17 protein-coding genes are annotated in these 26,651 nt (G+C 44.6%); 9 read left to right on the top strand and 8 right to left on the bottom strand.

Annotated features, from left to right (window positions below; translation table 11 throughout):
* Positions 1–51 precede the first annotated feature (51 nt).
* Positions 52–1,965 carry a sialate O-acetylesterase gene (locus ACZIX4_RS15495; RefSeq protein ID WP_463336547.1) on the bottom strand — a complete coding sequence of 638 codons (1,914 nt, stop codon included), beginning with the start codon at positions 1,963–1,965 and terminating at the stop codon, positions 52–54.
* Between the two features lie 330 nt (positions 1,966–2,295).
* On the opposite strand from ACZIX4_RS15495, the gene ACZIX4_RS15490 reads away from it, so the two are divergent.
* From ACZIX4_RS15490 to ACZIX4_RS15470, 5 genes are all read left to right on the top strand, one after another.
* The gene (locus ACZIX4_RS15490) at positions 2,296–3,822 is read left to right on the top strand and encodes a xylulokinase (protein ID WP_463336546.1); all 1,527 of its coding nucleotides are present in this window, start codon (positions 2,296–2,298) and stop codon (positions 3,820–3,822) included.
* Complete coding sequence (gene xylA, locus ACZIX4_RS15485; protein WP_463336545.1) at positions 3,794–5,116, top strand: xylose isomerase; 1,323 nt, start codon at positions 3,794–3,796, stop codon at positions 5,114–5,116. Before ACZIX4_RS15490 ends, xylA begins: the two co-directional genes overlap by 29 nt.
* Before the next feature lie 79 nt (positions 5,117–5,195).
* Positions 5,196–6,293, top strand: a complete 1,098-nt coding sequence (locus tag ACZIX4_RS15480) for a glycoside hydrolase family 43 protein (RefSeq protein WP_463336544.1) — start codon at positions 5,196–5,198, stop codon at positions 6,291–6,293.
* A 12-nt stretch (positions 6,294–6,305) separates the two neighbouring features.
* The gene (locus tag ACZIX4_RS15475; protein ID WP_463336543.1) at positions 6,306–7,433 is read left to right on the top strand and encodes an endo-1,4-beta-xylanase; all 1,128 of its coding nucleotides are present in this window, start codon (positions 6,306–6,308) and stop codon (positions 7,431–7,433) included.
* 136 nt (positions 7,434–7,569) lie between these two features.
* Positions 7,570–8,559 (top strand): PfkB family carbohydrate kinase, encoded by a 990-nt coding sequence (locus ACZIX4_RS15470; protein WP_463336542.1) that lies wholly within the window; start codon positions 7,570–7,572, stop codon positions 8,557–8,559.
* A 52-nt stretch (positions 8,560–8,611) separates the two neighbouring features.
* On the opposite strand, the gene ACZIX4_RS15465 is transcribed toward ACZIX4_RS15470, so the two are convergent.
* Positions 8,612–11,233 carry a glycoside hydrolase family 3 C-terminal domain-containing protein gene (locus tag ACZIX4_RS15465; protein ID WP_463336541.1) on the bottom strand — a complete coding sequence of 874 codons (2,622 nt, stop codon included), beginning with the start codon at positions 11,231–11,233 and terminating at the stop codon, positions 8,612–8,614.
* Between the two features lie 574 nt (positions 11,234–11,807).
* Here ACZIX4_RS15465 and ACZIX4_RS15460 point away from each other — a divergent pair.
* The 3 genes from ACZIX4_RS15460 to ACZIX4_RS15450 all read left to right on the top strand — a co-directional run bounded on the left by ACZIX4_RS15460 (position 11,808) and on the right by ACZIX4_RS15450 (position 18,109).
* Complete coding sequence (locus ACZIX4_RS15460) at positions 11,808–14,897, top strand: SusC/RagA family TonB-linked outer membrane protein (protein ID WP_463336540.1); 3,090 nt, start codon at positions 11,808–11,810, stop codon at positions 14,895–14,897.
* A gap of 11 nt (positions 14,898–14,908) precedes the next feature.
* A complete protein-coding gene (locus ACZIX4_RS15455) occupies positions 14,909–16,861 on the top strand; it encodes a RagB/SusD family nutrient uptake outer membrane protein (protein WP_463336539.1) in 1,953 nt (650 codons plus the stop codon).
* Between the two features lie 201 nt (positions 16,862–17,062).
* Complete coding sequence (locus ACZIX4_RS15450) at positions 17,063–18,109, top strand: LacI family DNA-binding transcriptional regulator (protein WP_463336538.1); 1,047 nt, start codon at positions 17,063–17,065, stop codon at positions 18,107–18,109.
* Positions 18,110–18,438: 329 nt separating this feature from the next.
* On the opposite strand, the gene ACZIX4_RS15445 is transcribed toward ACZIX4_RS15450, so the two are convergent.
* Together ACZIX4_RS15445 and ACZIX4_RS15440 are read right to left on the bottom strand one after the other, a co-directional pair.
* Positions 18,439–20,337 (bottom strand): amidophosphoribosyltransferase, encoded by a 1,899-nt coding sequence (locus tag ACZIX4_RS15445; protein ID WP_463336537.1) that lies wholly within the window; start codon positions 20,335–20,337, stop codon positions 18,439–18,441.
* 70 nt (positions 20,338–20,407) lie between these two features.
* Entirely contained in the window at positions 20,408–21,337 is a 930-nt protein-coding gene (locus ACZIX4_RS15440) for a PfkB family carbohydrate kinase (RefSeq protein WP_463336536.1), read from the bottom strand.
* 185 nt (positions 21,338–21,522) lie between these two features.
* Between ACZIX4_RS15440 and ACZIX4_RS15435 the strand changes: the two genes are divergently transcribed.
* Positions 21,523–22,437, top strand: a complete 915-nt coding sequence (locus tag ACZIX4_RS15435; RefSeq protein ID WP_463336535.1) for a phospholipase D family protein — start codon at positions 21,523–21,525, stop codon at positions 22,435–22,437.
* A gap of 164 nt (positions 22,438–22,601) precedes the next feature.
* Here ACZIX4_RS15435 and pyk read toward each other — a convergent pair whose 3' ends face one another.
* From pyk to fabF, 4 genes are all read right to left on the bottom strand, one after another.
* A complete protein-coding gene (pyk, locus tag ACZIX4_RS15430) occupies positions 22,602–24,032 on the bottom strand; it encodes a pyruvate kinase (RefSeq protein WP_463336534.1) in 1,431 nt (476 codons plus the stop codon).
* A gap of 4 nt (positions 24,033–24,036) precedes the next feature.
* Positions 24,037–24,516, bottom strand: coding sequence for an IPExxxVDY family protein (locus tag ACZIX4_RS15425; protein ID WP_463336533.1), 480 nt, complete (start codon positions 24,514–24,516; stop codon positions 24,037–24,039).
* A 118-nt stretch (positions 24,517–24,634) separates the two neighbouring features.
* A complete protein-coding gene (gene rnc, locus ACZIX4_RS15420) occupies positions 24,635–25,381 on the bottom strand; it encodes a ribonuclease III (protein WP_463336737.1) in 747 nt (248 codons plus the stop codon).
* Between the two features lie 7 nt (positions 25,382–25,388).
* On the bottom strand, positions 25,389–26,642 hold the full coding sequence (fabF, locus tag ACZIX4_RS15415; protein ID WP_463336532.1) for a beta-ketoacyl-ACP synthase II: 1,254 nt from the start codon (positions 26,640–26,642) through the stop codon (positions 25,389–25,391).
* Positions 26,643–26,651 lie beyond the last annotated feature (9 nt).

Below are 26,651 nucleotides of genomic sequence, written 5' to 3'. Positions count from 1 at the left end.
ACACAGGGCTGCATTTGTACAGCCCTGTGTGTTTACTATAGAATTTTTATTCTACTTATCCGTCCTGAAAGGAGCCATAGGCAGCCCTTCGCTGTTTACAAGGTTAGGGTTTACAGGGTTGTCTGCCCAGGCGTAGCGTACGTACCTTGGTTCGGGTACAGTTTCGTTCCACAGTACTATTTTTTGCCCGTCTATTTTGGCATTGGCCCATACAAACTTTTTGTCTTCTCCCGCAATGGCAAATTCGGCAGGCGCTTCGCCATCGGTGGTTTTCAGGCCTTCGGAATTGCTAAACCGTACAAACATTTTGCTGCCCATAATAGAGGCCTCTTTAAATACGGGGCCTTCTGCAACAATCTTTTCGTTATAGGCCAGCTTCCTTGCAGCTATTGCCAGCCGTTCGCCTACTTCTTTTTTCCTGTCCGGGTGTATGTCGTTCCATTCCCCCAGGTCTATTGCCACAGCCATAGCGGTATTGGGTACCGAAAGCGTTTTGGCCTGTGCTTCCCTGAAAAGCGCCCACTGGCTTTCTGAAGGCCAGTAATTGTAGTCCATATAACCGGGCAATTGCGTAAACAAAAACGGCAGGTTATTGTTGTTCCATTTGGTACGCCAGTCCTGTATCAGTGCGGTTTGCAGCGCAGTATATTCATTCGCCTTACCCGAATTGCTTTCGCCCTGGTACCATATAAAGCCTTTTATCTTGTACTGTATTAACGGCGCCACCATGGCATTGTACAATGCAGTAGGCTGGTTTTGCAGGTTTATCTCTCCCGGCATGAGTTTCTCGTTAGGGTCTTTAACCCGGCTCACCTTGTATTGCCAGTAGCCCGTAAGAGGAACCGTGTCTTTTGCTGTGGCAATGTAGTACGGCTTATCGGGTACAAAACCGCCCTTACCCGAATTGTTTGTTACCTTAATGCTGATGAGGTTTTTACCTGGCTTCAGCAGGCCGTTTGGTATTTCGTAGCGGCGTTGCGGGTACATGTAAGAGGTATGGCCTACTTCGGTGCCGTTTATGTATACCAAATCGGCATCTATTATACGCCCCAGGAATATTTTTGCCGGATTGCCGGGTATGGTTTCAGGGATGTCTACCTCGCGGCGGTACCACACAGTACCGTCAAGGTTGCGTACGCCTTGGTCTTCCCAATATCCGGGTATGGCTATCGTATGCCAGCCTTTCGGGGTGTAATCCGTGCTGTACCATTTTTCGGTTACACCCTTATCTATGGGTTCAGGCGAATTGTATAGTTTTCCTTTATCAATATCTCCGCTAAGGGTAAGCTGCCTGTTTTTTTCTATAAGTGCTTTAGCATCTGCAAAGTTTTTAAACCCGCTTTCGCTGATCCAGGCTTCCACCGGTGTACCGCCCCAACTTGTATTTACAATTCCTATAGGGATGTTGTATTTTTCGTAAAGTGTCTTGGCAAAGAAATACGCCACTACCGAAAAGTCGCCAATGTTTTCCGTCGTAGCAGGCAGCCATGAGGTCTGCGGCACATCGGCTGCGGGAGCAACCAGGTTGGTAGTATTGGGTACAAAAAACTGCCGTATTTTAGTGTTGTTTGCACCGGCTATTTCCTTGGCGTACATCACACTGTGTATACGCATCTGGTGTACCATGTTAGACTGCCCTGCGCATATCCATACATCGCCAATAAGTATATCGTTCAGTGTAATTTCATTCTTTCCTTTTAGCACCATGGTATACGGCCCGCCTGCTTTTTGTGCTGGGAGGGTTACGGCCCAGGTGCTGTCTTTTGCCGTAGTGGCCGTGTATGTTTTCTTGTTGAATTTTACGGTTACTTTTTCACCGGGCGATGCCCAACCCCATACGTTCAGGGGTTCGTTGCGCTGCAATACCATGCCGCTGCTTACAATTTTAGGCAGTTTTATCTGCGCCATGGCAAAGCCCGTAAGCAATAAGCAACCCGACAGGAGGATGTGTTTAAAATAGTTCATTTTGATGGTTATAGCAGTAAGGTTTTACGAATCTGAAATAAAAATAATGATATAGTCAGTAATACTATATACTGTCTGGCTATTTTTACGGAAAACGTTTTCGTATTTTTTGGCATGCCTGCGCACCTACTTATATTTCTTACAACTACATTTGGCATAAATCGCTTCATCACAACTTATTCCGGTATTTTTTAGCTATATGGATAAGAGGGTAAACGTGTGCTTAAAAAACATATGGTTTTAATGACCATTATTGCGTTCGCTGATTGAAGGATTCAGATTTTGATTGCAGCTTTTTTTATGATTTATTAAAAATTAAAAAGGTATTTTATGTTGTTTCTTGGTATTGACCTCGGCAGTTCGTCTATAAAGCTTTCAGTATTTGATGCGGGAAGGGGAGAGAGCCTGGCATCGGTAACCGTGCCGGAGCAAGAGATGTCTTTCTTTGCCGAAAATTACGGCTGGGCAGAGCAGGATCCTGGTTTATGGTGGCAATACGTTAAGGACGGGCTGCAAAAGCTGGGTTCGGGCTACAACATAAACCTTAAAAATATTGCCGCCATAGGCATAGCGTATCAAATGCACGGCCTGGTACTTACCGATGATAAGCTGAACCCGGTACGCCCTTCAATTATATGGTGCGACAGCCGCGCTGCCGAAACCGGTGAACAGCTTTACCGGAAGATAGGCCCCGAAGTTTCGCAATCGCTGATACTGGGCAGCCCCGGCAATTTTACAGTTTCGAAACTGAAATGGGTGCACGACCACGAACCTGAAATATTCCACAGTGCGCGTTTTATGATGCTTCCGGGCGATTTTATAGCGGCAAAGCTGTCGGGTGTGGCACAGACTACCCCGTCGGGCCTTTCGGAGGCTGCTTTATGGAATTTTAAAGAAGGCAGGCTGGCCATAGAACTACTGGAAGCCGCAGGCTTATCTGCCGCCCTTATACCCGAAATAGTACCGAATTTTGGTTACCAGGCTACCGTACATCCTGATGTTGCTGCGGAGCTTGGGCTTAGCGCCGATGTAAAAATAACGTACCGTGCAGGCGACCAGCCAAACAACGCCCTTTCACTGAACGTATTGAAGCCCGGCGAAATAGCCACTACTGCCGGTACATCGGCGGTGATATATTCGGTTACCGATAAAGATGCTTTTGATGTACAGAACCGCGTTAATACCTTCCTTCATGTTAATGATGCCGAAAAGGAGAAGCGAAACGGTGTGCTGCTGTGTATAAACGGCAGTGGCATATTGTACAGCTGGCTGCGCAGTATGGTTTCTTTAGGGGGCAGTACGCCGGTGCCGTATAACCTGCTGAATGCCGAGGCCATGAAAGCAGAGCCGGGCAGCAAAGGGCTTCGTTTTTATCCGTTTGGTAACGGAGTAGAGCGTATTTTTAATAATAAGCCTGTGTTTAGCGGTATACAAAACCTGAGCTTCACCATGCACCATACACCGGAGCTGGTCCGCTCGGCTTGTGAGGGTATTGTTTTTGCCATGAACTACGGTTTTGATATTATGAAAGAGCTTGGTGCCGGGGGTGAAGTGGTGCGTGCCGGTATGGCAAACCTGTTCCTTAGCCCTGTGTTCCGGGAGATATTTGTAAACACTACCCAAACCACAGTAGAATTATATAACACTGCAGGCAGCGATGGCGCTGCCCGTGGCGCCGCCTATGGTGCAGGGTTTTATAATAGCCTGGACGAGGCCTTCCTGGGGCTGCAATGCCTGGAACGCGTAACGCCCGATAAGCACCTGGCCGACAGGTACAGCGATATTTACCAGGAGTGGAAATGGAATATTAATATTGAAAATAAGAAGAATGAGTACAACAAAACAAGCTTACTTTAAATCGGTAGACAAAATAAAGTTCGAGGGCCGCGAGAGCGACAACCCGCTTGCTTTTAAATGGTATGATGAAAATCGCGTGGTTGCAGGCAAAACCCTTAAAGAGCACTTTAAGTTTGCTATGGCATGGTGGCATACACTATGCAATACCGGTAACGACCCTTTTGGCCCGGGTACCGAAACACACGCATGGAACTCTAAAGATAACGCCGTAGCGCGTGCTAAAGATAAAATGGATGCCGGTTTTGAATTTATGGAAAAACTGGGTATACCGTACTACTGTTTCCACGATGTAGACCTTGTAGACGAAGCACCGACCCTTGCTGAGTTTGAAGAGCGTGTACAGGCTATGGTGGAATATGCAAAACAAAAACAACAGGAAACCGGCATTAAGCTGCTTTGGGGTACAAGCAACCTGTTCAGTAACCCACGTTACATGAACGGTGCTTCTACAAACCCTAACTTTGATGTAGTTGCTTACGCCGGTGCACAGGCTAAAATAGCCATTGACGCTACTGTAGCCCTAAACGGTGACGGTTACGTTTTCTGGGGTGGCCGCGAAGGTTACATGAGCCTGCTGAACACCGACATGAAGCGCGAGCAGGAGCACCTTGCCATGTTCCTTGCTATGTGCCGCGACTATGCACGCAAGGAAGGCTTTAAAGGTACGTTCTTCATTGAGCCAAAGCCAATGGAGCCAATGAAGCACCAGTACGACTTTGATGCTGCTACCTGTGTAGGTTTCCTTAACCAGTACGGCCTTAAAGACGACTTTAAATTAAACATAGAGGTGAACCACGCTACACTGGCCAGCCACACTTTTGAGCACGAGCTTCAGGTAGCTGCAAATGCGGGCATGCTGGGCAGCATCGACGCTAACCGTGGCGATTACCAAAACGGCTGGGATACTGACCAGTTCCCTATCGACATCTATGAAATCACCCAGGCAATGCTTGTAATACTGCAAAGCGGCGGTATACAGGGTGGTGGTGTAAACTTTGACGCCAAAGTGCGCCGTAACTCAATAGACATTGAAGACAAATTCGTAGCCCACATCAGTGGTATGGACGTATTTGCACGCGGGCTTATTGCAGCAGAAAACATACTTACAAACACAAACTATACAACACTGCGCACACAGCGCTACGCATCATTTGACGGCGGTAACGGAAAACAGTTTGAAAAAGGAGAGCTCACTTTGGAAAACCTGAACACTATCGCACGCCAGAATGGAGAACCTACACCTATAAGCGGTAAACAAGAACTGTTTGAGCAGATTATTGCTAACGCTTACTAATATACTAAAGCCACTTTCGGTAGGGAGTGGCTTATTTTTCCAAAAACAACTATAACGATTTAGTTAAAAAACAAAACCGATGAACAAAAGATATTTTACAAGGGCTACAGCATGCCTGCTGGCAGTAACGGCTTTAAGTGTTACGGCCTGTAAAAAAGAAACGGAGAACAAAGAAGAGAACAAGGAGGCGGCACAGTTTGAAGGTAAAAAATACCTTTCGCAGCCGCTTGTTTCAGATATATATACAGCCGACCCTTCGGTACGCGTGTTTGAAGGGAAAATTTACATATACCCGTCGCACGATATTGATGCGGGCACGCCTGAAAATGATAACGGCGACCATTTCGATATGAAGGATTACCATATATTTTCGCTGGACAGTGTGGGAGGGAAAGTTACAGACCACGGTGTGGGGCTTGATATAAAAAATATCCCGTGGGCGGGGCGCCAGCTTTGGGCACCCGATGCCGAATTTAAAAACGGTATGTACTACCTATATTTTCCGGTGAAGGATAAGCAGGATGTTTTCCGTATAGGGGTGGCTACCGGTAAAAGCCCTGCCGGCCCGTTTGTAGCCGAAAAAGAGCCTATAAAAGGCAGTTATAGTATAGACCCGGCCATTTTTACCGATGAAGACGGTACTTCGTACATGTATTTCGGGGGTATATGGGGTGGGCAGCTACAGCGCTGGGCTTCGGGCAAATATGATGCTAACGGTTCTAAAACCGATTCTGAAAAACCGGATGAAGCGGCACTTACCTGCAAGGTAGCTAAGCTTAGTAAAGACATGCTGCAGTTTGACGGGCCCGTGGGCGATATTGTTATTAACGACAATGAGGGCAAGCCGCTGCTTACCAAAGACCACGACAGGAGGTTTTTTGAAGGTTCGTACATGCATAAATACAATGGCAAATACTATTTTACCTACTCTACAGGAGATACCCATTACCTGGCTTATGCCGTGGGCGACAAACCTACCGGGCCGTTTGAGTACAAGGGGCATTTTATGAACCCGGTAGAAGGATGGACAACACACCATTCTATCGTAGAGTTTAAGGGCAAATGGTACCTGTTTTACCACGATACCCAGCTTTCGGGCAAAACGCACCTGAGGAACATAAAGGTGACGGAACTTGTGCATAATGCTGACGGTTCGCTACAGCTTATCAATCCGTAAACAGCAACAGTTATGAAAGCCGTAAGCAGGTTTACCGGATTATTTGGTTGTATGTTTTTGGCTATTGGCACAGTGTATTCGCAGCCCGCTATACAAACATTCAAGTCGGTTTTTAAAGACAAGTTCTATGTTGGGGTGGCCATAAACAGGCAGCAGGCAATGGGAGGCGATAAGAAAGAGCAGGAGCTTATAAAACAGTATTACAATAGTACAAGCCCTGAAAACGACCTTAAATGGGAAAACATACACCCGGCTGAGGGTACATACAATTTTGCCCCGGCTGATGCTTATGTAGACTTTGGGAAACAGTCGGGTATGTTTATCATTGGGCATACGCTGGTATGGCATTCGCAAACGCCCGATTGGGTATTTAAAGACAGTAAAGGCAATGACCTTACCCGCGAAGCCCTGCTGGCCCGTATGAAAGACCATATAGAAACCGTGATGCACAGGTATAAAGGCGTTATAAAAGGTTGGGATGTAGTAAATGAAGCCCTTAATGAAGACGGTACATTGCGTAATTCGAAATGGAAAATGATTATAGGCGATGATTATATAGAAAAGGCTTTTGAATATGCGCATGCGGCAGACCCTGATGTTGAATTGTATTACAATGACTACAACCTGAACCGCAGCGAAAAACGGCAAGGGGCTGTAAAAATAGTACAACAGTTAAAGAAAAAGGGATTACCCATAAAAGCAGTGGGGGAGCAGGCACATTACAGCCTGAAACATGGTACTGATGCTGAGGTAGAGGCGCTGATACTCGATTTTATAAAGGCGGGTGTTATAGTAAATTTTACTGAACTTGATATATCTGTGTTGCCCGATAATGGAGCCGGCATTACCGCCGACGTGGCAAATACCGCAAAGTATGAGGAACGGCTTAACCCTTATACTACCGGTTTACCTGCCGGTGTGCAGCAGCAGCTTGCAAGCCGTTATGGTAATATTTTTAAGCTGTTTGTAAAATACAGCGACCACATAGACCGGGTTACTTTTTGGGGGCTTTCAGACAGGAATACGTGGCTTAACAACTGGCCCATACATGGCCGCACGAATTATCCGCTGCCTTTTAACCGTGATCTTTCTGTTAAGAAAGACGTGGTAGGGAAGATTTTTGAAGCGGCTAAAAATTAGGAATTAAGAATATTTAATATAATCATTAAATATAGAGTTTGGTTTTTTACACAAGGCCTGCCGGGTGGTTCCGGCAGGCTATTTTTAATCGATAACCAAATTTTAGGGGGAAGTTTAACCTTGTTATACCGGGAAAATGACACATTTTAATGCAAAAGGAAAGGTAGTTACAATAGGGGAAGTGTATATGGTAGCGATGTCTTCAGAGCAACTGAAGATAAAGCAATCGGCGAGCCTTGATTTTTCGTTTAAGGGCTGTGAAATGAATGTAGCAGCCTCATTATCGAGCCTGGGACAGGACGTTTCGCATTTTACAATAGTATCAGATGACCTTTTGGGCGATGCAGTTGTAACGCTTATGAAACAAAGGGGAATAGATACACACTATATACAAAAGGCGGCAGTTCCGTTAGGCATCTGCATTGTAGAACGCGGCAGCGGGGTGCGGCCAAACAAGGTGGCAAATGTGCTGCACAAAAGCCCGTTTGAAACTTTTGACTGGAACGCGATGTTGTGGAACAACATACTGGCCGATGCAGGATGGCTGTTTTGGTCGGCAAGCCTGTCGCGGCTTCACGGCGCGGCAGATAAGCTGGCAGGTATATTACAAAACGCGTATGCCGATAATGTAAGCATTGTTACCGACCTGTCTCTTATAAATCCCGGTATCGAAGATTTTTCGAGGGATATGGTTACCTCACTGCTACCGTACTCATCTATAGTGATTGCAGGGGTAAACAACATTAACATACTGCTGGGTACTGATTTTGGCACTGATACGGCCGGGTTTACCGATGCCTGTGCGATGCTTAATGCCGTATACCCTAACATAACCGGGGTGTTTGATAAGGTTTGTAACGGCTCCAGGTGCTATGGGCGTGGCTGGGTAAATAAACGTTACATACAAACTCCCGAAATAGAAATAGGCAGTATTGTAGACCGCGAAGGCGCATCGGAATCGTTTGCTGCCGGGCTGCTGTATATACTGCGGTTCCATGAAGAGCAGCATGCGCTTAATTTTGCCATAGCGGCTTATGCCTTACAACACACGGTAAGGGGAGATTATAACGTGGCAAGCGTAAATGAAATCATAGAAACATTACAGTCTTCCCGCCAAATAACTTAATGATATATACCGGATTCACTCACAAAAGCGAATCCGGTATATTTATTTATAGTTACTTCATTGTAATTACTTTGCTAAGTGTATTATTGCCGGTTTTGTTAGGTTCACCCGGCTGGCAGCTGCCCACAAATAGCTCTACTTTTCCGTCAAATTGTTGTTGTGTGCCGTCTTCGGTAGTGTAAGAAAGGTCGGCAGCAGTAAGGGTAAAGGTAACGGTTTTAGTTTCCCCGGGTTTCAGGGCTAACCTTTCAAACCCCTTCAATGACTTCAACGCCGATTTTATCTTTTTATCCTTGTTCACCACATAAAGTTGTGCCACTTCCTCCCCGGCAAATTTTCCGGTATTGGTAATTTCAACCGATACTTTTACCTCACTATTTTTACGGATTGTAGCAGGCATCTTTAAGTTGCTGTATTTAAAGTTGGTATAGCTTAACCCGAACCCAAATCCGTATAACGGTTGCCCTTTAAAATAACGATACGTGCGGTTTTCCATGCTGTAATCATTAAACGACCCTAAGTCACTGTCGCCCTTATAAAACGTAACCGGTAGCCTGCCCGAAGGGTTATAATTGCCAAAAAGTATATCGGCTACTGCCTTGCCTGCTGCCTGCCCGCCATACCATGCATTAAGTATGGCAGGTACATTTGCCGATTCCCATGGGGTGGCTATGGCGCTGCCCGTCATCATCACAAATACTACGGGTTTACCGGTTTTGTGCAATGCCTTCATCAGTTCTGTCTGCACTTCGGGCAGCATTATGCTGGTGCGGTCGCCACCGTTAAAGCCGGGATCATCCACTTTCATTTCTTCGCCCTCAAGCTGTGGTGAAATACCCCCTACAAAAACAAAGGCATCTGCATCTTTATGTTTGGCTGCAATGTCGTTGAAATTGCTTTTCACGTATTGCCCGGCACTCAGCCTTATGTTAGCTTTTCCATCGCCCTGCCAGTACTCTGTTACCAGGTGGTATACCGAATCTTTCTTTACATCGAGCTGGTAGGTTTTGGCTCCCCAACGGTTTCTTTCCCATGCATTGATAACCGTTTTACCGTTTATAATAAAGCGGTAGCCGTCGTCGCCCTCCAGCTCAAAGGTAATAGTGCCATCCTTTACAGGTTTAAAATCAGCAGAATACCTGGCCGAGAAATCCCTGGCTGTAATACCGGGGGCAACAGCCTGGCCTTCCTGCCACATGTTTTCAAGCTTGCTATGTTGCAGTATTACCGGTGTTCCGCTTAGTTGCCTGTTATTAAAGTACTCTGCCTTAAAGCCTGTTTTTCCGTCATAAGAGTATTGTTGTGAAAAGTCTTCATAAGCAAGCAGGTTGCTGTTAGTAAAGTTTACCGCCCTTTCATAAACTACTTCGGTATTTGGTCCTGCTTTTTCCTTAATGCCCTGTAATACCGTTGTCAGCTTAGATGGTATGCCGTTATAATTGCCTAATATAGATATGCTGTTATCTGCATTAGGACCCAAAACCACTATTTTTTTAAGGTTTTTACTTAGCGGCAGGGCGCTTTTTTCGTTTTTCAAAAGCACCATAGACTGTTGGGCCATCCTGAGTGCCAGGTCGGCATGTGCTGCACTTTCAAGCTCCGTGTCCGGAATTTGGGTGTATGAAACCATCGATGCAGGGTCAAACATTCCCAGGCGGAAGCGTATCATAAACAACCTTTTGACCGATATGTCGATTTGTGATTCGGTAATTATACCGTCCTTCACAGCTTTTATAAGTGACTTGTACACGTCTGTACCGCACTCCACATCCGTACCGTGAAATACGGCATCGGCTGCGGCAGTAGCAGCATCGGGGTGGGTTTTGTGGTTTTTAAAAAAATCGTCAATAGCCCAGCAGTCTGATGTTACATAGCCGTTAAACTTCCACTGCTTGCGTAAAATATCATTCATTAAAATATCGCTGCCACAGCACGGCTGTTTCCTAAAGGCATTGTAGGCGCACATAACCCCTGCCACTTCAGATTCTGTTATCAGCTTTTTAAAAGCAGGCAGATAGGTGTCCCAAAGGTCGTACGGGCTTACATCTACATCAAACTCGTGCCTTAACGGCTCCGGGCCGCTATGTACTGCATAATGCTTCGCACAGGCGGCAGCTTTAAGGTATTTAGGGTCGTTTCCCTGCAGGCCGTGTACAAAAGCATCGCCCAGCATGGCGGTAAGGTAGGGGTCTTCGCCATAGGTTTCCTGGCCACGGCCCCAGCGCGGATCCCTGAATATATTAATATTGGGTGTCCAGTAGGTTAGCCCCAGGTAGCGTTCGTTAGTACGGCCTGTAGCCACGGCCTTATTATAAATCACCCGCCCTTCAGCAGCCGAGTAATCGGCCATATTATAAAGGTCATCCTTATTAAATGTTGCCGCCATGGCTATGGCCTGCGGATACACAGTTACCTTAAAGGGTGTACGTGCCACCCCGTGCAGGGTTTCGTTCCACCAGTCGTAGGCAGGTATGCCCAGCCTGTCTATAGCAGGCGAGGCATTAAGCATTTGCGATACTTTTTCTTCGAGTGTCAGCCTGCTTACAAGGTCATCTACACGTTGGTCAAAACTTAGGTTGTAATCCCGGAACGGGTAATTGTTTTGTGCATTAACCTTTACAGTAAAATTAAACAGCAGGAGTATAATGGCTAAATAGCGATTTCTGAATTTCATGGTTAAGGATTGTTTTTAAATTGTATTGGTATTGCAGAAAAATAATTAATGGTAAAAGGTACTATATGCAGGGTTTTTATAAGAGGTACAGGTAGTATCGCAGTCCGTTTTTTTAGGTGAATGCACTTGGTTTCCTCAGCAGGGCCTGTAAATATTGTAAATTATGCAATGCACATTTTTGCGCAGGTTTTTTTTTCAAATATGTAATTTATGATAATTTATTTCATGTGAATGATAGACGGACTCAAATTTACTAAAACGTATTCGTAGATTTTTAGTGTCTGATTATGGGCTTCATATAACTAAATTTTACTTTTGGTCTGTAATACCATAAGTTGCCCATTGCCATACATCTGCAAACACTGTTTTCAGTACACAGAAATATGGATACTGACCATGGCGCGAAAGCCCATCCAAATTTTATCAATACGTTTTTTGTGAAATTATTTTAAAACTTTTTAGAATGCGAGAAAAACACCTTATTTGCGAAATCGTTTTAGTTTAAAAGATTTGTATTATGAACAGCTATAACCAAACACATTTTATTTTAATCAATAACTAACTAATTTAATTTATGGAGAACCTCTACAAAGTATTAATAACACCCAAAAGGCTGTTGTTACTATTTACGTTATTCTTAGCTCCGCACTTTATTATGCAGGCGCAAAATATAAGTGTTACCGGAACCGTTACTTCGGCAGAAGATAAACTGGGCGTACCGGGAGTAAATGTTGTTATAAAAGGCACTACAAATGCCACGGCTACAGACTTTGACGGTAATTATACCATTTCTGTGCCACAGGGTACTGTGCTGGTGTTTTCGTCTGTAGGTTTTAAAACCCAGGAAATTGCAGTTACCGGAACTACCCTGAATGTAACCATAGAAAGCGATACAAAACAGCTTGATGAGGTTGTGGTGGTGGGTTACGGTGCCCAGAGAAAAGAGGCCGTTACCGGATCTGTTGTGTCTATAAAAGGAGAACAGCTGCGCGAAATGCCTTCGGCTAACATTACCCAGGCGTTACAGGGCAGGATGGCAGGTGTGGAGTTGTCTCAAACCTCTACAAAACCGGGTGCCACAATGCAAATACGTGTTAGGGGAAGCCGCTCGCTTAATGCGAGTAATGAACCTCTGGTAGTGCTGGACGGAATACCGTTTGCAGGTTCGCTGGGCGACCTTAGCTCAGACGATATAAAAAGCATAGAGATACTTAAAGATGCTTCTGCAACGGCCATTTACGGTTCGCGTGGTGCCAATGGTGTTATACTTGTTACATCTAATAAGGGCCAAAAAGGAGGCGAGGCACGTTTTACCTATAACGGCTATTACGGTACCAAGGAAGTATTTGCCGATTACCCGATGATGAGCGGGCCGGAGTATGTAAAACTGCGTGCCGCTGCAGGTATGTATACTAACGGCCTTGATGAGGCAGATGATGTAAATACAAACTGGCAAGACCTGTTTTACAGGACGGGTACCATGCAAAACCATTATATGGGTGTAAGCGGCGGTACTGCAAAAGGCAGCTATAACTTTAGTACAAGCTACTATAAAGAAGAAGCTGTAATACCATTACAGGACTACCAGCGTGTAACCCTACAGGGCTCGCTTGACCAGGAAATAGGCCTGTTCCGTTTCGGGTTTACATCAAACAATAACTATTCTGTAAACAATGGCAACAGCCTTAACATGTATGGTGTGCTGAGCATGTCTCCTATAGCTAACCCGTATAATGAAGATGGTACCTGGAAAAGGACCGTAAGGATGCCGCTTGATGAGCAGTGGGTGTACAGCAGGTATACCCTGGAGCACCTGGGCGATAAGTATGTAGATAAAACCAAGGCATTTTCATCTTACAATGCATTATACGGAGAGGTAAAAATACCATGGGTAGACGGCCTTAAATTCCGTACTAACATAGGCGGTACCGTACGTACAAGCAATAGCGGCAGCTATACCGGCGAAGGTGTTTTCAGCTCAACTGCCGATACGCCTTCGGTAGCAGCTATTGGCAATTCGCTTACTACAAACTGGACCATAGAAAACCTGCTTACATATGACCACACTTTTGCAGAAAAGCACAAAATTAATGCAGTAGCACTATATTCTGCACAGGAGAATATGTTTAACAGTTCATCTATAAGTGCCAGGAATATACCGTCTGATGCTTTCCAGTTTTATAACCTGGGCCAGGCGCAGGGCGAAGTTACCATTAACCCGGCTAACCAGGCGTATCAAAAAAGTGGTTTGGTTTCATATATGGGCCGTGTTATGTATTCTTATAATGATAAGTATATGCTTAGCGCCACCATGCGTTCAGATGCTTCATCAAGGCTGGCGCCGGGCCACCAATGGCATACATACCCTGCGGTTTCTGCTGGCTGGAACATCAAGTCAGAATCGTTCCTTAAAGAATCTAAATTTATAGACCTTCTAAAGCTTAGGGTAGGTTATGGTGAAACGTCTAATCAGGCTGTAGATCCATATAAGACACTTGGGCTTTTAAGTACCAGGCCATACAACTTTGGTGGTACTTACTCTACCGGTTATTATGTATCGCAGCTGCCAAACCCTAAACTGGGTTGGGAGTATTCTAAAACATGGAACTACGGTATAGATTTCGGTTTCTTTAACAGCAGGCTTACCGGTACAGTAGAATATTATGTTCAGGATACAAACAATGTACTGCTTAGCGTAGGGCTTCCTCCTACATCGGGTGTAGACAGCTATACTGCAAATATCGGTGCTACCCAAAACAAAGGTTTTGAAGTTTCATTAAACGGTATTATCATAGACAACCCTGACGGATTTACGTGGGATGCGGGTATAAACCTGTATGCAAACCGAAACAAGCTGGTTTCGCTGGCTTCGGGTGCTACAAGGGACGAAAACAACTGGTGGTTTGTAGGGAAACCTATAAATGTTATTTATGACTATCAAAGGATAGGCCTTTGGCAGGAGGGCGACCCATACCTGGCCATACTGGAGCCGGGTGCTGCTAATGACCCTACTGTAGACAACGGTATAGGTATGATTAAAGTAAAATATACCGGAGATTATAATGAAGACGGTACGCCTGTAAGGGCTATAGGTCCTGATGACCGCCAGATAATGGATGTAAACCCTAAATTCCAGGGAGGTTTTAATACCCATGTTAATTACAAAGGATTTGACCTGGGTATAGTAGGTGCTTTCCAGGAAGGTGGTATACTTATAAGCACGCTTTATGGCTCTGCAGGTTACCTTAACCTTATGGACGGCCGCAGGGGGCAGGTAGACATAGACTACTGGACACCGGAGAATACCAATACAAGATATCCTAACCCTAAGTCGCAGCGTAGCAGTAACAACCCTAAGTACGGCAGTACACTGGGATATTTTGACGGCTCGTACATAAAAGTACGTACCATATCGCTGGGTTACACATTTAAGCAGGATTTTATTAATAAGGCAGGTATAAGCAAGCTAAGGCTGTATACTACCGTGCAAAACCCATTTGTAATATACTCCCCTTACCATAAAGAAACAGGCCTTGATCCTGAAACAAACTCGTATGGTGATGAAAACTCTGCCGTAAGCTCTTACCAGAGGCGCCTGTTAACCCAAGGGGTAAATACGCCGGTTACACGAAACTTTATGATTGGTATGAACATAACTTTCTAAAAAAAGACACTATGAAACTTAAACAAATAAAAACCATTTTAGGGCTGGTACTCTTTTCGGGCATGTTCCTTACAGGCTGTACCGATGTGCTGGACGAAAAGCCCCGCAGTATATATACGCCCGAGTATTTTAAAACTGAAAAAGGAGTTTACGGTGGTTTGACGTCCATGTACGCCCACCTGAGATACATATACGGTAACGGATATTACTATAACATGTGCCTTACCGGTACAGATGAGGCTACGTACGGCGCCAGCGGTGACGGTAACTTTAAAGATATGGACCTCTCTGGCGTGGGGCAGCTTACCAGTGTTACCAGCCGTTCGGACGTGTTGTGGTTTGCCGCTTTCCCTAATATAAATACGGCGAGCGGTATTATAGAAAATGCTACCACGGTAGGCATATCTGAAGCGCTTATCTCTGAAGCCAGGTTTTTCCGTGCTTTTGATTACTTTATGCTTGTGCAGACTTTTGGTGGCGTACCGCTTGATTTGGGTGCAGGCGAACTTAAATTCAATACCTCGGCTACACGCGTATCTGTAAGGAACACGGTGCCAGAAGTGTATACTAAAGCCATATTCCCAGATCTTATAATTGCCACACAAAACCTGCCCGATGGTGGCCGTGTTACCGGTGGCGTTACTAAAACTGTAGCCAGGCTGTATCTTGCCAAGGCTTACCTTACATATGCATGGTGGCTACAAAACCCGGGCAACATACCTACCTATCCTGAAGCATCGCGTACAGACCCTGACGGGCATGATGCCGCCTGGTACTTTCAGCAGGCCTACAATGTAGCTACAGAGGCTATAGACAATCCCGGCTCGTTTGGGCTACAGCCTACGTTTTATGACATAAGCCTTGCACAAAACGACCGTAATAACGAAATACTGCTTTATGCAGACCATACACAGGCAAGTGAATTTTACAACGGCGGCAGCCTTACTTACGGTACAGGTGCATCGCCCGATAACTTTGCCAGCTGGATGATGACGTGGAACTATACCATAGTAAGAAGCGCGGCAGATGCAGGGCAAACATCTCTTATAAGTTCTGTACAGCGTGAGGCTGCACAAAGGTATGGCCGCCCTTGGACCTGTATGGCACCTACAATAGGCACCATAACAAATACATTTGCCGATAAAACAAACGACTCACGCTACGATGGTACTTTTACAACGGTGTACAGGGCAAACTGGCCTAAAGGAAACCTTAACTATGCATTTTTGTATAACGCAAACAATGAGCACGTGGTACCCGGCGATGCTGTAATGACGTTCCTGGACAATGAGCCTTCAGAATCTATAGATTACAGTAACAGTACATATAAAAGTAACGTAGGTGCGGGTGTAATTGCCGGAAGGCCAGATTATGTAAGGTCGCCTACTGCAATAAGCAGGATTTCGTTCCCGAGCATATGGAAACAAGGCCCGTACCGCACCGATAACGGTAGCGGCTTAGGCCAGCCAAATGCAGGCAGTACCCGTCCGTTTAACATAGCTAAATTCTCAGAATTTTACCTTATAGCGGCAGAAGCTGCGGTTAAGGGTGCAGCCACAACTTCGGGCAGGACCGCTTACGACCTGGTAAATGTACTTAGGGCACGAGCCGGAAAATGGCGCTGGGATAACAACGATAATATAACTAAAAACGAAGACCACAGCGCACAGATGGTGGCAGCTACACCTGCCGTTATAGATATTAATTATATTTTGGCAGAACGCTCAAGGGAATATTATGGCGAATGCTACCGCTGGTACGACCTGGTTCGTACACAGAAATGGGCAGAACTGTCATCTACATACGTGATTTGCGGGCCTACGTTTGCAGACCATACACCACAGACATTCCAACGCGATATACAATCGTACCTGTATTTGAGGCCTATACCACAAAGGCAGTTGGATGCAATGGAAATGAGTGATGCCGAAATAGATGCTTACCAAAATCCGGGTTATAATTAATTTTCATGCTAAATAGTCCAAAATATTTGGGTTAATATAGAGTTTATTTGGGTTAGGTTACTATGAGAGAGGCTGCCGGTATAGGCAGCCTCTTTTTCTTTTTCTTTTTATTTGTTTTGTTACCCTAAATTTATCTTTTATGCAAAAATCTTTTAATTTTACAGAAAACGTTTTCTTTTAATCCCTGAGGTGTAAAAATGTATGTCTAATATTACTATAAAAGATATTGCCAAAGCTTTAAGCGTATCGGTGTCTACGGTTTCTAAAGCCCTGAACAATAGTTACGAAATAAGCCCCGCTACTAAGCAGCTTATTACTGATTATGCCAAGGCAAATAACTATAAGCCAAACCGTTTTGCAAAAAGCCTTAAAGTGGGGCAAACCACATCGGTGGGGGTGGTTATATCATCATTTTTCAGCAGTACATTCCTTGCACAGGTAATAGACGGCATATATAAAGCCTCTTATGAAGTGGGCTACGATATCATTATTATGCAAAGCTTCGAAAACGTGGAAAACGAACGGGCATGCCTGGATGCACTTCTGTCTAAAGGGGTAGATGGTATACTACTGGCACCCGTAAGTGAAACTTCAAATTCTGATTACCTCAATTACATCAATGATAACCTGTGCCCTATAGTGCTTTTTGACAGGATAAACCCCGATATAAGGACTATAAAAGTTGGGGTTAATGAGTACAAAGGCACATTTGAGGCCATTCAGCATTTAATAGACATACACAGGAAACGTATATTATTTATTACAGGCGATAAGTTTGGCGAAAACAACCAAAGGATACAAGGGTATAAAAAAGCGCTGAAAAACCTTGATATACCCATTAACTCAAGGTATATGGTGTTTTGCAACCTTGAAAACATTGAAGAGCTTGATGCTAAAATCAAAGACTCAATACTACAGCTTAAAGAGATGAATATAGGCCCCAATGCCATTTTTGGCGCTACCGACCTTATCACCATGCGAACACTGGGTATACTGGCGGAAATGGGCATTAAGGTGCCCGATGAAATTGCGGTTATCGGTTTTGCAAATACAGACATTGCTTTTGCGCTTAACCCGCCTATTTCAGCCATCAGGCAACCTGCCAGGGATATGGGGTACCTTTCGCTAAACAAGCTTATAGAGCTCATAGACTTAAACGTTTCAGGGAAAAGGAACCAGAACTACGAAGTTATACTTTTAGATACTTCTATGCAGCTGAGGAAATCTACAAGCGTGGCTGGTGCTTAAAGCAATGTTATGGTATTTACAGATAATATTAGAGTGATACCATTCTGGGAATTATTTCTTTTTCGGGTATAGTTATGGCATAAATTAAAACATAAAAAAAAGGGAAAACGGTTAGTCTTCCCTTTTTTAGCCCCCAAAAAATACCGTAAAATTTTAAATTTTACTAATGCTATTTTTTGTAAATGTATATCTATTGACTATACAATGCAAGCCTATTAGATGAAATGCATGCAAAAATCGTTGAAATGCAAATTTATCCGTTAAACAACCGTTAATGCAGTTATAACATAACTACGAAAACGTTTTTCTCGGGGTTGTTTATTTAAATATTAGTATGCCCTGGCGTCGTTACCTTCGTAGAAGTTTATAAACGCACGGTTCACCACGCGGTTACCGCCCGGTGTAGGGTAGTCCCCGGTAAAGTACCAGTCTCCCAGGTTTTTAGGGCATGCTTTGTGCAGGTTTTCTACCGTCTGGAAGATGATTTTCACTTCAGCCTTAATATCGCTTGTTGTTAACATTTGTGCAATCTTGTCTGATATCTCCTGGTCGGTAAACGGAGCGTAGAACTCCGTAACGTGGTTTACCACCTCGTTGTCTGGCAGGCCTTCCTGCGCCTTACATTTGGCATACACATCGTGCACTATATGCTCCAGCCCACGTTCTTTAAGCAGCTCGTGTGCCGCACGGAATGCCACAAGGCCCTCCAGCTTCGCCATATCGATACCGTAACAGTCAGGGTAACGTATTTGCGGCGCACCTGATACCACTACGATACGCTTAGGGTTAAGGCGGTCCATCATTTTAATGATGCTCATTTTAAGCGTGGTTCCGCGCACTATAGAGTCATCTATAATCACAAGGTTGTCCTCGGGCTTAATAACGCCGTAGGTAACGTCGTACACGTGCGCCACAAGGTCGTCGCGGCTGCTGTCTTCGGTAATAAAGGTGCGCAGCTTGGCATCTTTAATAGCGATTTTCTCAGTACGTATTTTTACCGAAAGCAGTTCCTTAAGCGTTTCCTCGTTAAGGATATTGCGTTTTTCAAGGATTTCGTTGTTCTTACGCTGGTTCAGGAAGTCGTTAGCGGCTTCCACAAGGCCGAAGAATGAAGTCTCGGCAGTGTTTGGTATGTATGAGAAAACGGCGTTGTCTGTATCGTTGTCTATGGCTTTAAGCACATCGGGCAATACAAGACGGCCAAGCTCTTTACGCTCTTCGTAGATTTCGGCATCGCTTCCGCGGGAGAAGTAGATACGCTCAAACGAACACGCTTTGTTTACAGTAGGCGGGATGATTTCCTTAACCGAAACGGAACCATTCTTCTTGATGATGATGGCACTGCCCGGGGTAAGTTCCTGTACATCGTCAAAAGCTACGTTAAACACGGTTTGTATCACCGGCCTTTCGCTGGCTACAACGGCTATTTCATCGTCCTGGTAGTAGTAGGCAGGTCGTATACCTGCAGGGTCGCGGAAAACGAATGCATCGCCGTGGCCAAACATACCAGCCATGGCATAACCGCCATCCCACTGCTTAGAGGCGCGCTTAAGGATGCGTGCCACATTCAGCCTGTCTGATATTACCGGAGAAGCTTCCTGCTTGGTGTATCCTTCCTGCTTGCATTCCTGGTAAAGGTCAGCTACCTCGTCATCAAGGAAGTGGCCTATCTTTTCCATTACCGTTACTGTATCGGCAAGTTCTTTAGGGTGCTGACCCAGCTCTACAAGGCTGTTAAACAGCTCCTGCACATTGGTCAGGTTAAAGTTACCCGCTACAATAAGGTTACGGTGCATCCAGTTGTTCTGGCGCAAGAAAGGGTGAACGCTCTCTATGCTGTTTTTGCCAAAAGTACCGTAGCGTACGTGACCCAAAAACACCTCACCTATATAAGGGATGTTCTCTTTTTGCAGTGCTACGTTATCGGCATACTCAGGGTTTGCAGCCAGTTCTTCATTAATGCGTTCGTTTATCTGGGCAAAAACGTCCAGTATCGGCTGCGGCTTGTTGCTGCGTACGCGGCTTATGTAGCGTTGGCCAGGTTTCACGTCAAGCTTAATGCTGGCAAAGCCTGCACCATCCTGGCCGCGGTTGTGCTGCTTTTCCATCATCAGGTACATTTTCTGTATCCCGTAGAAAGCCGAACCATATTTTTCTTTATAGTATTCTAACGGCTTCAGAAGCCTTAGCATTGCGATACCACATTCGTGTTTAATAGCGTCGCTCATAGTAGTGTATGTGTTGTTGTGTTGTAGTTATATCAAAAAAAGCCCCGTAATGAGGCCTTAGTTATTCTGTTTATTCTTCAAGCGCTATGTCAAACTGTGTGAGCGCCTTAAATTCCTGTAAGCGTTCCAGCACTTCGTCCCTTTGCAGCCCTTCCATACGCTCTGTGCCGAATTTCTCCACGCAGAACGATGCCAGGTTAGAACCGTAAATTATAGCATTCTTCAGGTTTTTAAACGATACATTTTCGCTTTGCGCAATGTAGCCGCTAAAGCCACCGGCAAAGGTATCGCCCGCACCTGTAGGGTCAAACACTTCCTCAAGCGGAAGCGCCGGGGCAAAGAATACTTTTTTATCGTGAAACAGCAATGCGCCGTGTTCTCCTTTTTTAATTACCACATACTTAGGCCCCATAGTGTGGATTTTGGCAGCAGCCTTTACCAGGCTGTATTCGCCGCTAAGCTGGCGTGCCTCTTCATCGTTTATGGTAATAACGTCTACACGTTTTATAACATCCATAAGTTCAGGAAGTGCGCAGTCCATCCAGAAGTTCATAGTGTCCAGCACTACAAGCTTTGGTGTAGCCGTAAGCTGGTCCAGTACGCTTGTCTGTACAATAGGGTGCAGGTTACCCAGCATCACTACTTCAGCATCGGTAAAATTAGCCGGTACTTTCGGCTGGAAATCAGCCAGTACGTTCAGTTGGGTTTCAAGGGTGTCACGGCTGTTAAGGTCGTTATGGTATCGGCCGCTCCAAAAGAAGGTTTTGCCGCCCGGCACTACCTCAATAGCTGTAGTGTCTATACCTTTGTTGTTCAGCATATCTATATACTCCTGCGGGAAATCTTCGCCCACGACAGATACTATGGCGCTTTTTACCTTAAAGAATGAAGCCGAAAGGCCAATGTAAGTAGCGGCACCGCCAAGTATTTTGTCGGTTTTGCCGAAGGGGGTTTCTATGGCATCAAAGGCCACCGTTCCCACAATGAGTAGTTTGTTCATTTGTTGCAGTCTCAAATTTGAGGACGCAAAGATAGTGCAAAGCTATGAGAGAAGCAACAAGGTAACAATCAATTTAAGTTATTGTGTAATAAGGATAAACCTATAACGTTCGAGATGTTAAACTTTAAAAACATTTAACATTTTTTGTAATTTTACAGTTCTTTAAAATCAACCACTTTTTCAATATGAGTAAATTTATTACAGGTACAGAACTTGTTAAAACAATTGACAGTATTATATGGGATGCTGAAAAGTCGCTGTTAATAGTGTCGCCATTCATCAAATTAGACGATTACTTTAAGAAGCTTTTTAAAAAACATATCAATGAACCCAAACTGCATATAACTATTGCTTTTGGTAAGAATGAAAATGAAGTTAGCCGAAGTTTTAGCGAGCACGATTTTGAATATTTTAAACAGTTTCCAAATATCAGTATCGTCTATGTTCCCAATCTTCACGGAAAGTATTATGGTAACGAAAGAAAGGGCGTAGTAACCTCAATTAATCTCTACGATAAATCTTTCCAAAATAATATTGAATTTGGTATTTATTCAGAACAGTCTGTGCTTAATGTTATTACAGATCGTTTCGCTACAAATACCGATATGGATGCATGGAATGAATGTTATAGGATTGCCTCAGAAAATGACGTGATATTTATTAAAAGGCCTTGTTATAAAAAGACGATGCTGGGGTTTAGTAAAGATTATATCACATCAGAAATATTGGCAGATAACACTGCATTTTTTTACAAAGGGGGAATCAAATCTTTAGGGTCTAAAAGGTTGGATGATTATCCGGTTGAGCTTGATGTGGAAACTGAAAGGCCAAAAAGAGAGGACTATGTAAAACCTGAACGTGATTATTCTAATAGAGTACTACAAGAGCCAAAACCTAATTCCGTTTTTCAGCAAACGGGCTTCTGTATAAGGACGGGCCAACCAATTCCATTTAACCCATCAAGGCCTTTTACTTATGATGCATGGGCTTCATGGGCACAATGGCAAAACTATGATTTTCAAGAAAAATATTGCCATCGTACGGGGAAACCTTCTTATGGCAAGACTTCTATGAGAAATCCTATTTTACATCGTGAGTAGGTTTCTGTATTTTACTCTTCTGCTGATTTCTTTGCAGGCTTTTGCCAGCATCGGTATGGCTCAGCGATATCTTTCCTCAAAGTATATGACTTTCCTGATAGTAATACATAAAAAAATGGCTGCCCAAGGGCAGCCATTACTATATAAACCAACGTTGTTGGTTACTATTCAATTTCAGAAACCCTTAGGGTGTTCACCATACCACGGTCGGCAACCGGCATAGCAGCAAGGTTGATAACGATATCACCTTTTTCTACGATACCTTTTTGTACTGCAATGCTGTTTACGTCTACTACAGTTTCGTCGGTACTAAGCGACTTGTCGTAATAGATTGGGGTAACGCCCCAAAGCAGGCCAAGTTGCGTAACGATTTTTTTGTTGTCAGTAAACACAAGGATGCGCGAGTTTGGCCTCCATGCAGAAATCTGGAATGCTGTGTAACCGCTGTTTGTAAGCGTACAGATGGCTTTAGCCTGAACTGTACCGGCCATTTGTGCAGCGTGGTAGCAGATAGATTTAGTTATGTAACGCTTAGTACGTACAGTAGGTACGTTTTGCGGCACAGTGATAAGCGGAGAATCTTCAACAGCTTCAATAATCTGTGTCATTTTCTCGATAACCTGTACAGGGTAGTTACCTACCGAAGTTTCACCTGAAAGCATTACTGCATCGGCACCGTCCATAACAGAGTTTGCCACGTCGTTTACCTCGGCGCGTGTAGGCGTAAGGCTGGTAATCATGGTTTCCATCATTTGCGTAGCCACAATTACAGGGATACGGGCAGTTTTGGCACGGTTGATAAGCTTCTTCTGGATAAGCGGCACCTCATGAGCAGGCATTTCCACACCCAGGTCACCACGGGCCACCATAAGGCCGTCGCAGTACGCTACAATCTTATCTATGTTTTCTACACCTTCAGGCTTTTCAATTTTAGCCACGATAGGAATTTTATGGTCAGAATGCTCTGTAATAAGTACGCGAAGGTCTTCAAGATCCTGAGGCGTACGTACAAACGAAAGCGCTATCCAGTCTACCTGTGCTTTAATAGCGAAGATAGCATCGCGGATGTCTTTCTCCGTAAGTGCAGGAAGCGATACTTTAGTGTTAGGCAGGTTTACCCCTTTTTTAGATTTAAGCGGGCCACCTTGTATAACAACAGTTTTTACTTCGGCAGTTTTATCTGTCTCAACAACTTCAAATATAAGTTTACCGTCATCAAGCAGTATCCTTTCGCCCGGGTTTACGTCGTTAGGGAATGCCTTGTAGTTCATGTACACCCTTTCGGCAGTACCGGGAACATCCTCAGCAGTCTGGAAGGTAATGATGTCGCCCGGGTTTACCACCACGTCTTCTTTCATTACGCCCACGCGTAGTTTTGGTCCCTGCAGGTCGGCAAGGATTGATGTGTTGTAACCAAACTCTTCGTTAAGGCCGCGGATAATGTCTATACGCTCCTGTACATCAGCATAGTCAGCATGCGAAAAGTTGATCCTGAATACGTTTACACCGGCGTCTATCATATTCTTGATAACTTCCCTGGTGCTGCACGCAGGACCCAGCGTGGCTACAATTTTAGTTTTCTTGTTTGTCGGCATTCTCTTAAAAAATTAAGTTGTTCTTCGATTTTAGTTTATAGTGGTCTACAGTATAGGCAGTGGTTACCTGTTTTATCTTCAGCAGCTGCTGTACTATCACAGAGTCGGCGTCGGCAGCGTTCTCTACTTTCAGTACATAATCGGCCGTTTTCAGTTCCGGCAAAAAAAATGCGCTGTAGCTAAAGGCAAACCTATCTGCGCTAAAAAGCGACACATTGTTTGTCTGGGCAGCGCTAATACTGGTTTTGTTCTGTATAAGGTGCCAGGCCTCATCCTGATCCTCGAAGTCGAAAAAATAACGCGAAAAAAAAGCTAATCCTTCTTTTTGTTTCACACCCAGGTCGTTCGGGCATTTTTCCATCCTTATTTCAAGTTCCCTATTTACAAAATAGGCCAGCCGGTAGTCTTCTAAAGACGAATGTATTGCGATTAGTGTATAATCGGCACTTTCAAAATCGTCTATCAATAACTTATGGATAGCCATAGCATTAACACTCCAAATAAGTTGTAAATATAGGACTTAAAAATTACAAAAAATAATCTTAAAATTAAGTTTATGCTATTTTCTATACGAAAACGTTTTAGGATAATCGAAACTTAATTTAATTTTTGTTAATTTTTTTCTGAAATGCGAAATATGCACGTTGAGATGCCTTTTCCTCAGCCTTCTTTTTTGAAGTAGCCCGCGCTTTTGCTACAATTTGGCCATCAATTTTGAGTTTTACGCCAAAATGCTTCGGACCCTCCACGCCGTTGTCTTCGTAAATTTCATAGTGAAATGCCTTTTTTTGTTTTTGGCACCATTCTATAACCAGGCTCTTGTAGCTTATTACCTTGCCCTCCAGCTTCGGTATGTCTACATAAGGCAATATCACTTTTTCGTGGATGAACCTTTCGCAGTAGGGGAAGCCTCTGTCCAGGTAAATAGCACCGATAAAGGCTTCAAAAAGGTTGCCGTGTATGTTTTCGCCAAAATGGTTTGCCGATACCTTGCTTTGTACCCACTTAATAAGGTTAAGGTCGCGGCCCAGCTCATTAAGGTGTTCGCGGCTTACAATTTTAGAGCGCATTTTGGTAAGGTAGCCTTCATCGCCGGTAGGCACTTCATTAAATAAGTGTGCAGCGATGACCGACCCGAGCATGGCATCGCCCAGGAACTCAAGCCTTTCGTAGTTTATGGGGTTCCCCTTTTCGTCCTGCTTGTTGCTGCTACGGTGGGTAAACGCCCTGAGGTAATGATTAAGGTCTATTGGGTCAAAACCCAATATGGCTTTCATTTCGGTAAAAAAAATCCCGCCCTCATTAGGAACCGGGCGGGATTTTGTAAATATCTTTTTAAAGAATCCCATAAGCGGATTATTCTTCAAGCTTTTTAACCAGTACACAGGCATTGTGGCCACCAAAACCAAAGGTGTTGCTCATAACCACCTTCATATCGCGTTTTTGCGCGGTATTAAAGGTAAAGTTAAGCTTAGGGTCGATGTTTTCATCGTCCGTAAAATGGTTTATGGTAGGCGGAACAATCCCGTACTTAATAGAAAGTATAGAGGCAATGGTTTCTATAGCCCCGGCAGCACCCAGCAGGTGGCCCGTCATACTCTTGGTAGAGTTAAGGTTCAGGGTATAGGCATGTTCGCCAAATACGGTAAGTATGGCTTTGCTTTCAGCAATATCACCCAGTGGTGTGCTGGTGCCGTGCATGTTTACACCGTCTACGTCTTCAGGCTTCAGGCCTGCGTCCCTAAGACAGTTTATCATTACGTTTTTAGCGCCAAGCCCTTCAGGGTGGGGTGCGGTAATATGGTGTGCATCGGCACTCATGCCGCCGCCGCCTATTTCGCAGTATATCTTTGCACCGCGTGCCTTGGCATGCTCATACTCTTCAAGGATAAGCGCACCGGCACCTTCGCCCAGTACAAAACCCTCGCGGTCTTTGTCCATAGGTCGGCTTGCGGTTTTAGGGTCGTCATTACGGGTGCTCAGGGCATGCATGGCATTAAAGCCACCCATACCGGCTATGGTTACGGCTGCCTCGCTACCGCCTGTCACAATAACATCGGCATGGCCCAGGCGTATGTAGTTAAAGGCATCTATAAGTGCGTTTGTAGATGAGGCACAGGCACTTACCGTAGTAAAGTTTGGCCCGCGGAAACCATATTTTATAGAAATATGCCCACCTGCAATATCGGCAATCATTTTAGGGATAAAGAACGGGTTAAACTTAGGTGTTCCGGTACCGCCGGCCCAGTTTATAACCTCTTCCTGGAAGGTTTCAAGCCCGCCTATGCCGCTGCCCCATATAACGCCCACCCTGTCTTTGTTAAGGGTGTCCATATCAAATGCAGCATCAGTCACAGCCTCGTCGCTGGCTACTACGGCATACTGCGCATAGCGGTCCATTTTACGGGCTTCCTTGCGGTCTATAAAATCTTCAACCTTAAAGTTTTTTACCTCACAGGCAAACTTGGTTTTAAAGTTGGTGGTATCAAAGTATGTAATGGGTGCAGCGCCGCTTACACCATTTATAAGGCTGTTCCAGTATTCTTCTACAGTATTGCCTATTGGTGTTAGTGCGCCTAAGCCGGTTACCACAACTCTCCTTAACGTCATACAGTTACT

The sequence above is a fragment of the Flavobacterium niveum genome, assembly GCF_055231775.1.
The sequence above is the reverse complement of the archived record's forward strand: the minus strand, read 5'-3'. Positions and strand labels throughout refer to the sequence as shown.

Coding starts and splice junctions, on each gene's coding strand:
- ACZIX4_RS15480 (WP_463336544.1), top strand. CDS start 5,196: ATGAACAAAAGATATTTTACAAGGGCTACAGCATGCCTGCTGGCAGTA.
- ACZIX4_RS15460 (WP_463336540.1), top strand. CDS start 11,808: ATGGAGAACCTCTACAAAGTATTAATAACACCCAAAAGGCTGTTGTTA.
- ACZIX4_RS15455 (WP_463336539.1), top strand. CDS start 14,909: ATGAAACTTAAACAAATAAAAACCATTTTAGGGCTGGTACTCTTTTCG.
- ACZIX4_RS15435 (WP_463336535.1), top strand. CDS start 21,523: ATGAGTAAATTTATTACAGGTACAGAACTTGTTAAAACAATTGACAGT.
- ACZIX4_RS15475 (WP_463336543.1), top strand. CDS start 6,306: ATGAAAGCCGTAAGCAGGTTTACCGGATTATTTGGTTGTATGTTTTTG.
- fabF (WP_463336532.1), bottom strand. CDS start 26,642: ATGACGTTAAGGAGAGTTGTGGTAACCGGCTTAGGCGCACTAACACCA.
- ACZIX4_RS15445 (WP_463336537.1), bottom strand. CDS start 20,337: ATGAGCGACGCTATTAAACACGAATGTGGTATCGCAATGCTAAGGCTT.
- pyk (WP_463336534.1), bottom strand. CDS start 24,032: ATGCCGACAAACAAGAAAACTAAAATTGTAGCCACGCTGGGTCCTGCG.
- ACZIX4_RS15490 (WP_463336546.1), top strand. CDS start 2,296: ATGTTGTTTCTTGGTATTGACCTCGGCAGTTCGTCTATAAAGCTTTCA.
- ACZIX4_RS15495 (WP_463336547.1), bottom strand. CDS start 1,965: ATGAACTATTTTAAACACATCCTCCTGTCGGGTTGCTTATTGCTTACG.
- rnc (WP_463336737.1), bottom strand. CDS start 25,381: ATGGGATTCTTTAAAAAGATATTTACAAAATCCCGCCCGGTTCCTAAT.
- ACZIX4_RS15450 (WP_463336538.1), top strand. CDS start 17,063: ATGTCTAATATTACTATAAAAGATATTGCCAAAGCTTTAAGCGTATCG.
- ACZIX4_RS15470 (WP_463336542.1), top strand. CDS start 7,570: ATGACACATTTTAATGCAAAAGGAAAGGTAGTTACAATAGGGGAAGTG.
- ACZIX4_RS15440 (WP_463336536.1), bottom strand. CDS start 21,337: ATGAACAAACTACTCATTGTGGGAACGGTGGCCTTTGATGCCATAGAA.
- xylA (WP_463336545.1), top strand. CDS start 3,794: ATGAGTACAACAAAACAAGCTTACTTTAAATCGGTAGACAAAATAAAG.
- ACZIX4_RS15465 (WP_463336541.1), bottom strand. CDS start 11,233: ATGAAATTCAGAAATCGCTATTTAGCCATTATACTCCTGCTGTTTAAT.
- ACZIX4_RS15425 (WP_463336533.1), bottom strand. CDS start 24,516: ATGGCTATCCATAAGTTATTGATAGACGATTTTGAAAGTGCCGATTAT.